Annotated in this window: 16 protein-coding genes; 13 read left to right on the forward strand and 3 right to left on the reverse strand. The window is 64.8% G+C overall.

All coding sequences use genetic code 11. The annotated features are described in order from the left end of the window. Positions 1 to 161: 161 nt before the first annotated feature. Positions 162 to 1457, reverse strand: coding sequence for a phage major capsid protein (locus FVA80_RS19515; RefSeq protein WP_147910292.1), 1296 nt, complete (start codon positions 1455 to 1457; stop codon positions 162 to 164). After that, the gene (locus FVA80_RS19520; RefSeq protein WP_147910293.1) at positions 1454 to 1900 is read right to left on the reverse strand and encodes an HK97 family phage prohead protease; all 447 of its coding nucleotides are present in this window, start codon (positions 1898 to 1900) and stop codon (positions 1454 to 1456) included. The genes FVA80_RS19515 and FVA80_RS19520 overlap by 4 nt, the downstream gene beginning before the upstream one ends. Before the next feature lie 148 nt (positions 1901 to 2048). Between FVA80_RS19520 and FVA80_RS19525 the strand changes: the two genes are divergently transcribed. The 7 genes from FVA80_RS19525 (at position 2049) to FVA80_RS19555 (ending at position 7003) form a co-directional block, all read left to right on the forward strand. Beyond that, positions 2049 to 3200, forward strand: a complete 1152-nt coding sequence (locus FVA80_RS19525; RefSeq protein ID WP_348642436.1) for an integrase arm-type DNA-binding domain-containing protein — start codon at positions 2049 to 2051, stop codon at positions 3198 to 3200. Positions 3201 to 3218: 18 nt separating this feature from the next. Next, the gene (locus FVA80_RS19530) at positions 3219 to 3818 is read left to right on the forward strand and encodes a hypothetical protein (protein WP_147910295.1); all 600 of its coding nucleotides are present in this window, start codon (positions 3219 to 3221) and stop codon (positions 3816 to 3818) included. 90 nt (positions 3819 to 3908) lie between these two features. Next, positions 3909 to 4136, forward strand: a complete 228-nt coding sequence (locus FVA80_RS19535) for an excisionase family DNA-binding protein (protein WP_147910296.1) — start codon at positions 3909 to 3911, stop codon at positions 4134 to 4136. Positions 4137 to 4339: 203 nt separating this feature from the next. Beyond that, positions 4340 to 4696, forward strand: coding sequence for a hypothetical protein (locus FVA80_RS19540; protein ID WP_147910297.1), 357 nt, complete (start codon positions 4340 to 4342; stop codon positions 4694 to 4696). After that, positions 4693 to 4926: a hypothetical protein gene (locus tag FVA80_RS19545; protein ID WP_147910298.1), complete on the forward strand. Its 234-nt coding sequence runs from the start codon at positions 4693 to 4695 to the stop codon at positions 4924 to 4926. Before FVA80_RS19540 ends, FVA80_RS19545 begins: the two co-directional genes overlap by 4 nt. Further along, positions 4926 to 6188: an AAA family ATPase gene (locus tag FVA80_RS19550; RefSeq protein ID WP_147910299.1), complete on the forward strand. Its 1263-nt coding sequence runs from the start codon at positions 4926 to 4928 to the stop codon at positions 6186 to 6188. Before FVA80_RS19545 ends, FVA80_RS19550 begins: the two co-directional genes overlap by 1 nt. Positions 6189 to 6331: 143 nt before the next feature. Then, complete coding sequence (locus tag FVA80_RS19555) at positions 6332 to 7003, forward strand: DUF3102 domain-containing protein (RefSeq protein ID WP_187193424.1); 672 nt, start codon at positions 6332 to 6334, stop codon at positions 7001 to 7003. Between the two features lie 24 nt (positions 7004 to 7027). On the opposite strand, the gene FVA80_RS19560 is transcribed toward FVA80_RS19555, so the two are convergent. Then, complete coding sequence (locus FVA80_RS19560) at positions 7028 to 7402, reverse strand: hypothetical protein (RefSeq protein WP_147910301.1); 375 nt, start codon at positions 7400 to 7402, stop codon at positions 7028 to 7030. A 1753-nt stretch (positions 7403 to 9155) separates the two neighbouring features. On the opposite strand from FVA80_RS19560, the gene FVA80_RS19570 reads away from it, so the two are divergent. The 6 genes from FVA80_RS19570 (at position 9156) to FVA80_RS19590 (ending at position 14120) form a co-directional block, all read left to right on the forward strand. Continuing rightward, a complete protein-coding gene (locus tag FVA80_RS19570) occupies positions 9156 to 9959 on the forward strand; it encodes a cell envelope integrity protein TolA (protein ID WP_147910303.1) in 804 nt (267 codons plus the stop codon). Positions 9960 to 9961: 2 nt separating this feature from the next. After that, positions 9962 to 10234 carry a hypothetical protein gene (locus tag FVA80_RS19575; RefSeq protein WP_147910304.1) on the forward strand — a complete coding sequence of 91 codons (273 nt, stop codon included), beginning with the start codon at positions 9962 to 9964 and terminating at the stop codon, positions 10232 to 10234. Positions 10235 to 10465: 231 nt separating this feature from the next. After that, positions 10466 to 10672 carry a hypothetical protein gene (locus tag FVA80_RS19580; RefSeq protein ID WP_147910305.1) on the forward strand — a complete coding sequence of 69 codons (207 nt, stop codon included), beginning with the start codon at positions 10466 to 10468 and terminating at the stop codon, positions 10670 to 10672. Between the two features lie 307 nt (positions 10673 to 10979). After that, complete coding sequence (locus tag FVA80_RS19585) at positions 10980 to 11489, forward strand: hypothetical protein (protein WP_147910306.1); 510 nt, start codon at positions 10980 to 10982, stop codon at positions 11487 to 11489. Beyond that, the gene (locus tag FVA80_RS32015) at positions 11486 to 11617 is read left to right on the forward strand and encodes a hypothetical protein (RefSeq protein ID WP_281408661.1); all 132 of its coding nucleotides are present in this window, start codon (positions 11486 to 11488) and stop codon (positions 11615 to 11617) included. The genes FVA80_RS19585 and FVA80_RS32015 overlap by 4 nt, the downstream gene beginning before the upstream one ends. Next, the gene (locus FVA80_RS19590) at positions 11610 to 14120 is read left to right on the forward strand and encodes a phage tail tip lysozyme (RefSeq protein WP_147910307.1); all 2511 of its coding nucleotides are present in this window, start codon (positions 11610 to 11612) and stop codon (positions 14118 to 14120) included. The genes FVA80_RS32015 and FVA80_RS19590 overlap by 8 nt, the downstream gene beginning before the upstream one ends. Positions 14121 to 14302: the final 182 nt, after the last annotated feature.

Raw genomic sequence — 14302 nt, forward strand, 5'->3', positions numbered from 1 at the left:
TAGGCCGGGTCGGGAGAGGGGCGGCGTGACGGTGCAGGAGTTCGCGCCCGTCGCGCCCTTTCCGGAGGCGTCGCTCCCCTCTCCCGCCCCCTGCTGACGCAGGCGCCACCCTCCCCCGCAAAGGGGGGAGGGTTCAACGCGCCTGTCAGCCACGCCAAGGCTCACCCGAATTTCAGAACCTTGATCGCATCGAAATCCTGCACCCCGCCGCCGACGCGTTTGGTGGTGTAGAACAGCACGTAGGGCTTGGCCGAGTACGGGTCGCGCAGCACCCGCAGGCCTGTGCGGTCTACCACCAGGTAGCCCCGGCGAAAGTCGCCGAACGCCACCGACAGGCTGCCCGCCGCGATCTCCGGCATCGCCTCCGCCTCCGTTACGGGTAAGCCGATCAGCGTCGCGGATTGGGCGGCCGTGAGCGGCGGGTGCCAGAGGTAGTTGCCCTGCGCGTCCTTGAACTTGCGGATCGCGCTCTGGGTCCGCCGGTTCATCACGAAGCCGGCATTCTGGCGGTAGCCCGCACGCAGGGCGTAGACCAGGTCGAACAGCACGTCGGACGGGTTGGTCGACGGGAACGCCCCGGCCGCCCCGGTGGCGACGACGCCGAGCTTGCCCGGCACCCAGGCGGTGTTGGGCACGGTGTCGTAGCTCAGGAAGCCGCGCGGGCGGCTGGAGCCGTTGCCGGTGACGAAGGCCACCCCCTCCTGCTCCGCGAACGCCATCTCGACCTCGGCGGAGAGCCACGCGTCGAGATCGACCACGGCATCGTCCAGCAGCGTCTGGGTCGCGGCCGGCATGGCGTAGAGCTCCATGGCCGGGAACGCGATCTCGGACAGGACCGGCCCGTCGGTGCCGGGACGCGGCGCGGTCTCGGCGACCCAGCCGGTCACCGGGGCGCCGACCGCGGCGGCGCGCTTGTACTGGGCGCCCGAGATCTGCTGCACGCTGGCGATGGACCGGATCGGCGAGACCTGCGCGAGGCGCGCGAGCACGGTCCGCTCGATGGTCTGCGGCACGAGATAGCCGCCGTCTGGCCCCGAGCCGGCCGACAGGGCCTTGGCCTCCAGACGCTTGAGCCCCGCGCTCTCGCCGGCCCGGACGTAGAGGTCGAAGGCCGCCTTGTGCTCCTGCGCGGCCCCATCCTCCCGGGGTCCCGGCTGGCCGAGCGCCGGCCGGGCGCGGTCGAGGCCGATCCGCTCGAGCCGGGTGCGGGCGGCGTCCAGCGCCGCGTCGATCCGGGCGAGCTTCTCCTCGGTGAGCACGTCAGTGCCGAGCCGGCCCTCGATCTGGGCGATGCGGGTCTCGTTGGTCTCCTTGAACGCCTCGAAGGCGGTGGCGAGTTCGTCCAGCGCCGGCTGGACCGGTTCGGCCCCGGGGCGGCCGGCCTTGTTCTCCAGGCCGGGCAGCGCGGCCTTGGTCTCCCGGGCGGGGCTCGACAGCGCGGTGGTGTGAGACATCATCGAACGACCTCGTGGCTGGGGTGGGTGAAGCGGAACCGAGGCGCCGGGCGCGGGCAAGGGGCGCGGCAGGCGGCGGGGTTGGGAGCGATCTTCCGGGCGAGGCCGCGGATCTCCTCGGCCGACGGGGTGCGATCCGGGCTCGCCCGGGCCTGCGGCTGCAGCGGGAAGGTCACCAGGGAGATCTCCCAGAGGTCGACCCGCTGCAGCCGGCGCTCGCCGGCCGGGCCCTTGCGGGACAGCAGGGTGCGGAAGCCGATCGACAGCCCGTCGAGGCCGCCGCCGCGCATCAGCGCGTCGATCTCCCGGGCGCGCTGCACCGCGAGGTTGAGCTGCCCCTCGGCGAACAGGCCGCGGGCATCCTCCCGGAGCGACAGCCAGCGCCCGATCGGCTCGGCCGGATCGTGCTGGAACAGCAGGCGAACGACGGGTGTCCGTGCGGACATCTACGGACGCCTAATCAGCTGATTTCACTGCGGTTTGGAGTGACCGATGGTCTACCAACGTCCACAGGTGTGTGCCACAATCCTACAAACGATTGTAGGTACAGACGTAGGCGCTCTGTTCGTGCGGCAGGTTGGACGGCTCTCAGCGCTGGCGGTTTCTAGGGCACGCGAGCCCGGCATGTATGCCGACGGTGGCGGCCTCTATCTTCAGGTCACGCACGCCGACGCGCGGTCCTGGATCTTCCGGTTCATGCTCGACGGCCGAGCCCGCTCCATGGGTCTCGGGCCGCTCCATACAATCTCCCTGGCCGATGCGCGCGCCAAGGCGCTTGAGTGCCAGAAGCTATGCCTCGATGGCCGTGATCCTATCATTGAGCGCGAACAAGCGCGGGCGCGGCTGAAGCTAGACGCGGCCAAGGCTCTGACCTTCCGAGCGTGCGCCGAGGGCTACATTGAGGCTCACAAAGCCGGCTGGATCGAGCGGACTACCGATCACTGGCGGACCGCTTTCGAGAGCTTCGTCTACCCGGTGTTCGGCGGCGTGTCGGTCCAGTCGGTCGATACCGGCCTGGTGATGCAGGCGCTGGAGCCGATCTGGACCACGAAGACCGTGACGGCAGTCCGGGTGCGCGGCCGCATCGAGTCAGTGCTCGACTGGGCGCGCACGCACGGTCACCGTGTTGGCGAGAACCCAGCACGCTGGCGCGGTCACCTAGCCAACCTGCTGCCGAAGCGATCGCGGGTCAGCAAGGTGGTTCACTACCCCGCCCTTCCGTTCAAGGAGGTGCCGGCCTTCATGACCGATGTCGAACGCCAAGCAGGCACCGCAGCGGTGGCGGTCCAGTTCACAATCCTGACTGCGGTTCGCACGGCCGAGGCGACTGGCGCCCGCTGGGACGAGATCAATGAGGCCGAGGCGACGTGGACGATCCCGGCCGAGCGGATGAAGGCCGGCGTTCAGCACCGGGTACCCCTAAGCGCCCCTGCCCTCAGTCTCATCCGTCAATTCCGGCCGCTCGGCTCGGAGTACGTGTTCCCAGGCCTGAAGCGCAGTCAGCCTCTGAGCAAGACGGCGATGCTGAAGGTCTTGGTCCGGATGGGCCGCAAGGACATCACGGTTCACGGGTTCCGATCCGCGTTCAGAGATTGGGCGAGCGAGACGACGAGCTTCCCACGAGAGGTGGTCGAGGCCGCGCTTGCGCACGTCGTAGAGAACCGGGTTGAGGCAGCTTACAGGCGGGGCGATCTGTTCGCCAAGCGACGCGAGCTGATGAACGACTGGGCCAACTTCATTTCATAGCTTCGCGACGGAATGCTGATGTCAAAGGAAGAAGAATGGATGCCATTGGCGAGTGCATACGATCATGTGCTCGGTATCCGACGCCTTCCAGAGCGAGCCCATCATGAGTTATTGGATAAGCTTCGCTCCAACGAGCTTGGCGCTCGGGCAAAAATGATGCGACTCGGTTTAAGCTTCAGTGAAATGAGCGAGAGCATTGATCGGCCGATGAGTTCTTATCTTTTTCAGGCCGGGCAGATTGATTTTGCCAGCAGCTCTCTCACAAAACCTGCTGCCGCGGGTTCGCGCAATCCTTGGACCCTGCACGCTGTTGAAGCAACTCAGATCGAAGTTTTGCTTCATGAGGTTCTGAAGCTTTGGCCGAAAGAAACAACCAAAGTTGCTAACAAAGGCGGTAGACCAGAAGAGCACAACTGGCCTGGCGCTCTGGCGTATTGTGGATGGTGGGTCGCCCGGCACGGACTTCCTGATAAAAAGGCCCGACTAGCTGAGCTTATTATTGAGTGGTTCGAGAGAGAGGACGGGGGAGCACCGAAGGACGAAAAGGAAATTCGGACTCGGGCCTCCAGAGCATATGACGAGCTTGCCAAGTGGGTGAATGGCGAAAATGGGGTTTAACCCCTGTTTGCCCACAAGACTGCTGCTTGTGATCGGCACAAGTTAGTCTGCATCCGCTGACGTTCTAGCGGACTTAGAAGGACAGCAGCCATGAACTTTCACCAGGTTCAGGCGCCGCAGGGAGACCTGTGTGCGTCGACGGAGAAGCTTTGCTTCACGGTCCCCGAAGCCTGCTTCAGCACCGGCCTCAGCCGCTCCACCATCTACTTGCTGCTGCAGGAGAAGAAGCTTCGATCCATCAAGGCGCGCAACCGCACGCTGATCCCGGCAGATAGCCTTCGCGGCTACCTCGCGTCTCTTGAGATGGAGGCCGCCTGAGTCATGCAAAAGAAAACCTGCGCTCAGCGCGGGCCGAGGCAGGTTTCCATGATTGTCGCTTCGCAGGCCGACACTCACGGAAATACTCCCGCCCCCGCCTTTCGGCAAGATCTCTATCTCGCCGCACGCTTCGGTCTCTCGCCGGCCGTTGCCTCCGCCGTGGCCGAACTGGCTTTCACGGTGACTGATCGTTGGGGGCGCGCATGAGCGCCTCCAACCTCAGACAGATCATGCGCGACACTGACGCTCGGCTTGAGGCCGCCCGTGATGACGACGAAGTTCGTCGCGTCGGCATCGACCATATGAACGCCCTCGGCGCCGATTTGGCGGCGACGGCGTATCTGAAGCTCGTGTCTCGGCCAGACATGACTGTGGATCAGCAGGCCGGCTTCCTGAAGGACACGATCGGCGACCTGATGACCTCCATCGAGGCCTCGTTTGTCACCCATGGCGTGCAAGACGTTGCGCTCCTGGCTGATCACCTGGAGGCAGCCGAGGTCGGCTTCGTCGGCCGCCTCGACGAACTGTTCTCCGTAGTGCGGATCGGAGGGCGGGCATGAACGCGCCCTTCCACAGCCCCGAGCGGGCAGCGATGGCCGTTCACACCTTCGACGCCGTCGCCGAGGCCGCGTCGATCGCTGAAGCCTATGCCCGGATGGCCTCGGAGATGGCGGCGATCGGTGACAGCCGTGGCCTTCGGTATGCGCTGCGCCAAGCCGCCGTCGCACTCGCCAGCGCCGCAGATGCTGCAGCGCTACTCAGCCCCACTGGCTCACGAGGAGGCGCCTGATGTCGGAGCGCTCTTTGCACGGCTCCTCGCTGGACGAGCCAGATCGGTTTCACGACTGGCCCGGCCCGGACCCTGACGTCCTACCGCGGAGTAAGCGGCGTGACGATGTCCCGGCTCGCAATGGGCCTGCCATCAGCATCCGGTGGCATGGCGATGCAGATCCGCAAGCCGATCGGGACTGGCTTGTCCAAGACCTAATTAGCGAGACCGGTAAGGGGCTGATGCCTGGGCAGTGGGGCTCCGGCAAAACCTTTACGGCCCTCGACCTGTCCGCATCCATCATGACCGGCGAGCCGTTCGCCGGCCGGCGGGTCATGCGCCGCGGCGGCGTGCTGTTCGTCGCCTCAGAAGGTGCCTTTGAGATCCCCATCCGCTTGAGGGGTCTGGTTCACGGCAAGCTCGGCTCGGATGCAACCGAACGTCTACCGTTCGCTTGGATCGAGGACTGCCCACGCCTCCTCAGCACCGAGGCTGTGGCGCAGCTGGCCACGACGGCAAAGGCTGCAGCTGAACATCTGCGCGAGACGTTCGACCTCCCGCTGGCGATGATCATCATCGACACGGTGGCTGCAGCCGCTGGCTTCGGCGACGAGAACAGCGCGGCCGAGGCGCAGAAGGTGATGAACGCCATGGAGGCGCTGAGCCGTCAGACCGGCGCGTTCGTCCTCGGCATCGACCACTTCGGAAAGACGACCGAGACCGGTACCCGTGGATCCTCCGCCAAGGAAGCCGCGGCCGACGTGGTGCTGGCGGTGCTCGCCAACCGCGACGAGGGCGGCACGATCTCGAACACGCGCATGGCGATCCGGAAGGTCCGTGGCGCACGCTGCGGCTACGAGATCCCATTCGCACTGGAGGTCGTCACCGTCGGCGAGAACTACGATCAGGAGCCGATCACGACCTGTGTAGTCCAGTGGCAGACGGATCGAGTGTCCTCCGCCGCAATGGCGGCCGGCAAGGAACGCTGGCCGACATCCGTGAAGGTCTTCCGGCAAGCCCTGCTGTCGAGCCTCGTTGACGATGGGGTGCGTGCTTGGCCGTTCGGCGACGAGGGCGCTGAGGTTCGCGCGGTCCCGTTGCAGGCCGTGAAAATTGGGTTCAGCGCGATCTACCCAGCGGATGGGGACGATGAGGCCAAGCGCACCGAGGCAAAGCGGAAGGCCTTCAAGCGCGCTGTTGATACCTGTCTCGGCCGCAGCCTGATCGGCTCGGTGGCGCTCAAAGGTGTCGATCATCTCTGGATGATCGAGGCCGCTGAATGACCGGCTCGACCGGACGGACAGGACAGATCCCTAGGGTTTTGTCCTGTCCGTCCGGTCCCGGACACCGGACAAACCGGACATTTGTCCGAAATGTCCGCCCTGTCCGCAGCCTGCTACCATCCACTAGCAACGGGAGATCCGTGATGACGAAGTCGAATATTGCGAGCGCCATTAACGCGGCCCATGCCGGTGTCGAGGCTGCAAAGCGCGAGGGAGCGCGGTACGCTGTCGAGTGCGGCCGGTTGCTTTCCCAGGCCAAGGAGACCGTCCCGCACGGCGGCTGGGACGCCTGGCTTCGGCTGAACACCACGGTCTCGCCGAGGACTGCACAGCTCTACACGCGGATCGCTCGGCACGTCGAAGGCGACCCGGCAAAAGCGCAACGCGTTGCGGGTTTGAGCGTGCGGGAAGCGGCGGCCGAAGCGACCGGACCGAAGCGGGGTACCGCGTCTAGGAAGGCCCTATCGCACGAGGTCGAGCACGACTTCAGTGAGTTGAAGCAGGTCTGGGACGAGGCGAAGGACAACCCGGATTGGCAGGAAGGGGCGGCCCGCGAACTATTCCGCATTGGCTACATCACCAAGCCGCAGCGGAACGACATCATCCGCAGCGTCTGGGCAAAACACTACGCTCACCTGACCGATGCGGATCGGAAAGAAGCTGCGAAGCGCGCGGCCGAAATGCTGGTCGAGAAGCTACCGCGGGAAACGCTGCTCAAGCTCATTCCAAGGCTTAAGAACGTGCCGGCCAGCGATATCGCGATCGCTATGGGGGACGTACAGGAGGATCGGAAACGGCGGGCAGCAGAGGTGTGACTCTAGCCACCCACCGAGCACTATTCAGATACCGACGCTGGCTGCCCCTGCATCGGCCGCCTGCTTAACCGTCGCACCCTTGCGAAGTGCTGCGGCTATGGCGGCCGAAGCCGTATCTACTGCGCTAGCACGCTCATCACCGTAGTCGCGCGCGCTGTTCATCTCCGATCCCACCCGTGCGTAGAAGTTATCCGGGAAGCGCTCACTCATGCGCTCTCTCAACATTGCCGTCGCGCTACGATAGTCGCCGTCAAAATCCACCGACATATTGCCGGAATTGGAATTGGAATTGTAATTGCCATTATCGCGCGATCCATAACCCTGATCGTTGTCGGAGGCACTTGGTCTGTATCTCAAAAAGCCGACGATCTTCGAAAACAAACCCTTGTTAGTATTCATCGGATCCCCTCGAAAAGACGGCGTCGAACGCGCCTTCCTCTTCCATCAAGCACTCGGCAGCATCGAAAAAGTTCCGGAGCCCTGCCATGACGCCCACCGAGCGCGACCGCTTCGAGAAGTGCCTCGCCCTGGCCAAGCGCGGAGCTACAGCTGGCGAGCGCGCCGCCGGCCTCGCCGCAGCCGAGCGCCTTGCTGCCTCGGCCGGCATGACGCTGTTGGAGGCCAAAGCCGCCGTCGGGCACTCTCGGCCTGCCCCACCAAGAATGGATTGGCCGTACCCAACGCCCCGCGCGGCACGTCGGACCCCGCTTAGAGCGAGGGCCAAGCGGCCCGTGAAGCCGCCAACCCTGGAGGAGGTGCTTCGGCAGAGGGCTGAAGCTGATGCGGAAAAGCGCCGGGCAGCCGCCGCGGCAGATCGCAGGCTCCTGAGGGAACTGGCCGAGCAAGCCGCCTACGAAGCGCGACAGCGGGAGCTTCAGGGCGAGCGCGATCGGGAGTGGGCGCGTTCGCGGGCGAGCGGCTGAAACTTATCCGATAGAGCGAGCGTATCGGCGCGCGTACCTCTTTTGGTCAGTCCGTATGCCGCCTTGATTGTGGATCCATTCCCACCTGCGTAGTGCGACGGGTACCGGAAGGTGCAAATGAATTTATAGGTTTAAGGTATTCAATTGTGACGCCACTTATGATCCGCACCATGGACACTATCTGCAGATTTCTCAATCTTGATTTCCCCACTCAAGATGGCGGAAGTCACACTGCATTTCGGAATGTCGCTATGCCCCTTCGCAAATTAATCATGCTTGCAGTGATTGGTTTGATGTGGGCCATAGCTATTGGCGCCATGGGGTATTTAGCTGTGATGTATTTTCAGTAGTACATGGTCTAAATTGAATTCAATAAGACTTTAAGAAAAATAACGAATTCCCATCAATGTAACGAATTGTACGTTATGTCGCAACGGTATCTGCATCGCTTTATGCATCCTGCCGTTGTACCATCCTGGATATTCCTCGCTTAAGGGGGGAATAAGCGGGATATGGCGTTGTCGATGGTACATCTCTTGATCGCCCTGCTCGGGGCCACATGCGGCGTGCTACTAAACTGGTATGTGCTGATCCCGATCGTGACCGCCATCGCTCTTGCCAGCGGTGTGGCAGGTGCAATCAATGGGTGCACGTTTAGTGACATGCTGACTGACACCGTCCTCAAGGTTTGCATCCTAGAGGCAAGCTGGTTGGCATCCGTCTGCATCATCTCTCGCATGATCCAGAGGCGGCCGGATCGACCTGATCGGCATGTAGGACGAGATCGCACCCCATCTGAACGGGGAAGCTGACAAAGACATTCATCTATAAATGTGCGACAGAACAACTCAGCCCAACCGCAACAAAACACAACGTTGGACAACTGTACATAACGGCGGACGTAGATCTGGCATTAGCTGACGTGACGGCCGTTATTGCAGACCGGTCAATAAGATAGCACTGTAAGAGCCACGCAACTGCAACGCGGTGGCACTTACGATGACCAACCCACTCCGACGAGACGCACTACTCCGGCTGAAGGTCGAGACTGATCTCGCCCGAGCCGTAGAGAGTACCGCCCGCCAGCGCGGTCAGACAGTTTCGGAATACGTGCGCCAGGGCGTGCGCGCTCACCTCGCCCGTCACGGTGTTCGGCTCAGCCCGGACGACGGCCCCCGCACGCCTCCGGCCGCTCCCGCCCTGCGACAGGCAGCTTGAGGACGGCCGGCATGCAGTACGTCAACATCCGCCACAACAATCACGACGGTAACGTCGCGCCGCACGTCAGCTTGGGCCGCAGCTACATTGACCGTCTGCCGGTGACGGTGCCGGTCGAGCCCCGGACTGCCGCACAGATCATAGCGGACCGTGACCGCGCTCAAGCCGAGCGCGAGTCCTTAGAGGCATCCCGGTCCGACGTGCTGGTGAACGGCTCGGTCGAGGATTTGCTCGCCCTCGACACCCGCATCGCGTTGGCGAAGGCGAAGCAGGATCAGGCAGAGGCGCAGCACGCCATCGCAGTGATCGCCGAGGCCGACGCGAAGGCCAAGAATGAGGCCGAGCAGGCCCGCCGCAAAGCTCTGCGCAAGGTCGGCCTGAAGGCCAGCGCCGAGGCCGGCAAGCTCGCGGACAGGTACGTGGCCATGGCTCAGGAGATGGCCGGGCTGCTCAACCAGTTGCGTGGGCACGAGCAGGCAATCGCCGAGGCGAACCAGAACCTGCCTGACGGCGCCGAGCCGGTGCCGCCTGGCGAGCCGTTCAATGGCACCGCAGGCACGCCCACCCGCTACGAGACCTCACACAACCTCGTCTGGGTCGACAGCCGCGACGGCTCCCGCGCGAGCGCAATGGCCGGCGACGACCTACGGCACCGTGCGGCGAAGCGGGTCGAGCAGGAAGTCTACGTGCCCGGCACGCCAGGCGAGCCGCACATCCCGCTGTCCCACCGCGTCACGCTGCCCGGTCTCGGCCGCGATGCTCCCCGCATCTGGGGCGGCATTCCCTCTCCCATCACTTCCAACACGGGACGCTGAGCATGAGCATTGATCGACAGAACCCCGGTGAGCACGCCGCCTTCTGGCGCCGTGTCCTCAACAAGCCTGAGCCGGTGACCGCTGAGCGCAAGCCGACCCAGGCTGAGCGCCTTGCAGCGTGGTCGGCGCAGATCCGCCAGAACGAAGCCAAGGGCACTCAGACCCGCGCGGTCGTCGAGCAGACCCGGCGCGATCTCCACACTCCCGGTGCCGCCTACAAAGTCGGCGCCGAGCGCTTCGCCATGGACGGCACCCGCTGGAAGCGCGTGGCCTGAACGAAATTGCGTGGGCCAGACCCGAGAGGGCCCCCTTCACCCACGCCATTGAGGGCGATGCAGCCAGCCCAACAGCGACAAGCCAGCCTGTCCCTTGCCTCGAATGCCATGGACCCGGGGATACCAAGGCCGGCGCAACTGCGCCCCGTCGACCAAGCGACGGACCATCGGAGACCGCGGCGGTGTAGTGGCCTGCTGCGGTCTCCTCACCCGACAGTCTGGAGAGCCATCATGGCCAACACCCCGCCGAACCCGACCGACACTCAGATGCTCGCCGTCTACAACGACCTCGCTAACACGATGATGAGCAAGGACCCGGGGGACGCGCGTAGCGTTGGCATGGCCGGCTGGCCGAACGTCGGCGACACGAAGGTGATCGACGGCCACACTATGCGCTGGACCGGCAACACCTGGTCGCGCGCCGACACGGCGGCGTGACGGCGATCGGCAGGGATGCGGTGAGCGACCGTCCCTCACTGCCAGAGGGTGGGACCCGTGATGGATCTCCCTGCGGAGGGTGTCCGGTCTAAATAGGACTCGGGTCCTCTTTTACCCTCCCCTAGGACACGGGTCCGCATGAGTCCGATAACTCCGCAGATAGCGCCCCCCAAAACCCAGCAACACAGAACGGCTAGCGCAACAGGCAACACGCAACATGGCAACAACTGAAACCCGAGCCGCCTTCGCCCGCCGCCATAGTGTGAACCGTTCGACGGTTGGGCGCTGGGAAGCCAAGGGCAGCATCGTGCTGACGGTCGACGGGCTGGTGAACGTCGAGGCGTCGGAGCAACTGCTGGGCGGGCGGGCGGAAACTTACCGCGGCGGCAAGGCCAAGGGGCCGAGCGCCAAGACGGATCGGAAGAAGGCCGCTCCAGATTTGGTCTCCCCAGATTTGGGGACACCCCCTGATCCGTTGGCGCTGGCCCACGCCGGACTCGCCGAGGTCATCCGCGCGATTGGCCCCTATGCCGCCCGGATGGCGGTGGAGTTCGGCGCGCCGCTGCAGGTTGCCTACGGGCTCGACCAGGCCGTTGCCGTCGAGGCAGATGGCATCGCAGCCCGGTTCCTGGCCCAGCACGGTCATCCCGACACGGCCAACGGCTACGGCACGCTGGAAGCACTGGGCCTCGACTACGCGGATCCGGACTGGGCAGCGCTCGCGAAGGCCGCCGACGTGCCGCTGGACCTCGAAGCGCTCGATACCTGGTTCACGGCCACCGACTACTGGCGGGCACCGCCGGAGGTGTCGGCATGACCGACCAGCCGAACAACCAGCCCATCGCCTCGAACGACCCGCCGCGCATCGGTGAGATCCGGGAGCTGTTCGGGATCAAGCTCCGGTGGAATGGCTCTCAGTGGCAGAAGGTGACCGCAAATGGCTGATGAAGCGCTCCGCATGCAGGCCGAGGTCGTTGACCGGTTCAGCGGCCCTCTGAAGGCCCTCCGGGCTCAGCTGCTCGACACCAGCCGCGAAGGTGCCCAACACGGCCAGAACCTAGCGAAGGGCATGGGCAAGGCCGAGGCTGCGATCCAGTCGACGGCGAACTCGGCCAAGACGATTTTGAGCCCGGCACTCGCTGGCCTAGGCGTCACCAGCATCGGCGCCGGCGTGGCAGTGGCGGGCATCGCCAACGCGCTGAACAGTCTCTCCGGCAACCTGTCGAGCCTCGGGCAGCTCGGTCGTGAGACCGGCATGGCCGCCGACCAGCTGCGCGTGTTCCAGTCGGTGGCTGGCAAGTTCGGGGTGTCGGGCGATGCCGCTTCGGCCGCCCCAAAAAGCTTTGCGACGAACATGCGCGACATCCGCCGTGGCGTCGGTGAGACTATGGGGTTCCTGCAGTCGCAGAACCAAGTGGTCGCCCAGTTCGCGATCAAGCTCAAAGGCACCACGAACAACGACGAAGCCTTGAAGATGGCTGAGGAGTTCATGGAGCAGATCCCGAACGCGGTGGACCGGGGTCGCTTCGCCGAGAAGCTGTTCGGCAACATGGACCTGGGCCGGCTCGGCGATAAGCACCTGGGAGCGATAAAGGACCTGAACGCGAAGACCGCCGAGAAACTTGGGCCCCTGGACCCTGCTGCCGTTGCGAGTGCCGAGCGGTACGATCGAGCGCTTTCTGACCTCCGCTCGTCCATGTCCAAAGTCGGCATGACCATCGCCTCCGAGCTGATGGTACCGGCCGAGCGCTTCACCTCGTGGATGAACGATCTCGTCTCGGGCCAGCGGAAAGAGCTGATCCAAGGGCTCCGCCGGGGCATGCACGACATCGGCGAGGAACTGGGCAAGATCGACTGGCAGACCGCGGGCAAAAACGCGGAGCAGATGCTGCTCACCACGACGGCGTTGGTGACGCCGCTGGCCAAAGGCGTCGCCGAGATCGCGGCGTCGATCAAAAGCCTCAGCGAGGGCAAAACCCTGGAAGCACTGCGGCACCTCGACGGTGGCAGTGGTCCGCTCGCCCGCAAGCTCGCCCCCATGGTGGGCGACGACGAGATCAACGCCTCGGAGAACGTCGACCGCCTGCGCAAGTTGCGGGACGTGTCGAACGAGGCGTCGCAGCACCTGATCGGCCGCACGCAGCAGCGCATGGGTTTGATCGACAGCCCGGAGGCGGCGCAACAGAAGCTGGACGCGGCCGAGGCCGAACTGAACCGGCTTAAGGCCCGCACCCCGGAGCAGCGCCAGAAGGACTACGATGCTTCGACCGAGCGACTGCGCAAGTCGGTCGACGGTCTGTCGGAGCAGTTGAAGACGCAGCAGGGCGCCACGGCCCAGAAATCATCCCTGGACGCCGACGGCCTGTTCGGTGACGCTCGGGTCCAGGCAGCCTCTCTCGGCGGCGCCAGGATCTACGGTGGGCCTGGCGGCATCGGTCCCATTCCGGAGGCTCAGCGCGACGCGGCGCGCGAGGCGTTCCGGAAGTACTTGATGAAGAAGGTGCCAGGCTACGACGGTGGGGCCATGGTGCCGACCGGGCCGGGCGGGCGGATCCCTGGCCTCGGCGGCGAGACGCCTCGTCTACCCAGTGTCGGCGGCGGCAGCGAGCCACCCAGCGGTTACACAGGCAACGATGGCCGCCGCGCCGCCGGTAGCCGCATGTCTGGCTCGGGTCGCGAGAACGTCGCCTCCTGGATGGAGTTTTTCCGCCGCCCCACCGACAAGGGCGGCATGGGCTACACCGAGGAGCAAGCCCGCGGCCAGGTCGCGATGATGCAAGGCGAGTCGGGATTGAACCTGAACCCGGCGGCTAAGGGCGATCACGACCGTAGCGGCGTCCCCCATGCATTCGGCACCGTGCAGTGGAGCGATGCCAAGGGCAATCAGCGCTTCCCACGGCTTCGCGCTCTGGGCGCCGAGATGGGCAAGGACTGGACGGATCGCTCCGTTCAGCAGGAGATGTACCGCCGCGAGATGATGGGCACCTACCGCCGGGTCTACGATCGGATCCGCGGCGCGCAGAGCGGCGAGCAGTCTTTGTGGACGGGCATCACCGGGTACGAGAACCCGCGCGAGCACAGCCTCGCTTACGGGATCCGGAAACCCTTCCTCGACCGGCTGCGCCGACAGGGTGTTGAGGCGCCGACTGCCCGTACCCCAGGCTTACCGCGCCCCGAAATTGGCCAAGCCGACGGCGAGGCCTGGGCGTCCCGGGAGAAGGCTAGGAAGGCGTTCGAGACGATGCAGAAGGGCGAGGGCCGCCTCGATGCCTCCGCCAGCCGTGCCGGTGTCGTGGGCGGCACGAAGGTCGAGGCGAACGGCAGCGTGAACGTCCTCGTTCAGAAGCCTGGGCCGGACACCAACGTTCGCACGTCAGCCTCCGGCAACCTGTTCAAGGACGTGGTGCTGAGCCGGGGCCGGACGATGGCGCCGGCGGAGCGGTCGTAACGGCGAGCAGCGGAGCGCGGATGAGGTAGCAGACTAAGCTACTCCCTTAGCTCATCTGTCCTTTTTCTCGTCACTCGGTTTGGGCGGCAGCTCTTCATGCCGCGCCGGTGGAGGCTCCTTCCGATGTCGAATTTCCTCATCCATCGTAATCCCACCCTTCCCAGGCGCGCGCTTGCTGCCCT

It is taken from the genome of Methylobacterium sp. WL1 (genome assembly GCF_008000895.1).
In the GTDB taxonomy this organism is placed as follows: Bacteria; Pseudomonadota; Alphaproteobacteria; order Rhizobiales; family Beijerinckiaceae; genus Methylobacterium.

Coding starts and splice junctions, on each gene's coding strand:
- FVA80_RS19515 (WP_147910292.1), bottom strand. CDS start 1,457: ATGATGTCTCACACCACCGCGCTGTCGAGCCCCGCCCGGGAGACCAAG.
- FVA80_RS19520 (WP_147910293.1), bottom strand. CDS start 1,900: ATGTCCGCACGGACACCCGTCGTTCGCCTGCTGTTCCAGCACGATCCG.
- FVA80_RS19530 (WP_147910295.1), top strand. CDS start 3,219: ATGTCAAAGGAAGAAGAATGGATGCCATTGGCGAGTGCATACGATCAT.
- FVA80_RS19535 (WP_147910296.1), top strand. CDS start 3,909: ATGAACTTTCACCAGGTTCAGGCGCCGCAGGGAGACCTGTGTGCGTCG.
- FVA80_RS19540 (WP_147910297.1), top strand. CDS start 4,340: ATGAGCGCCTCCAACCTCAGACAGATCATGCGCGACACTGACGCTCGG.
- FVA80_RS19545 (WP_147910298.1), top strand. CDS start 4,693: ATGAACGCGCCCTTCCACAGCCCCGAGCGGGCAGCGATGGCCGTTCAC.
- FVA80_RS19550 (WP_147910299.1), top strand. CDS start 4,926: ATGTCGGAGCGCTCTTTGCACGGCTCCTCGCTGGACGAGCCAGATCGG.
- FVA80_RS19555 (WP_187193424.1), top strand. CDS start 6,332: ATGACGAAGTCGAATATTGCGAGCGCCATTAACGCGGCCCATGCCGGT.
- FVA80_RS19560 (WP_147910301.1), bottom strand. CDS start 7,402: ATGAATACTAACAAGGGTTTGTTTTCGAAGATCGTCGGCTTTTTGAGA.
- FVA80_RS19570 (WP_147910303.1), top strand. CDS start 9,156: ATGCAGTACGTCAACATCCGCCACAACAATCACGACGGTAACGTCGCG.
- FVA80_RS19575 (WP_147910304.1), top strand. CDS start 9,962: ATGAGCATTGATCGACAGAACCCCGGTGAGCACGCCGCCTTCTGGCGC.
- FVA80_RS19580 (WP_147910305.1), top strand. CDS start 10,466: ATGGCCAACACCCCGCCGAACCCGACCGACACTCAGATGCTCGCCGTC.
- FVA80_RS32015 (WP_281408661.1), top strand. CDS start 11,486: ATGACCGACCAGCCGAACAACCAGCCCATCGCCTCGAACGACCCGCCG.
- FVA80_RS19590 (WP_147910307.1), top strand. CDS start 11,610: ATGGCTGATGAAGCGCTCCGCATGCAGGCCGAGGTCGTTGACCGGTTC.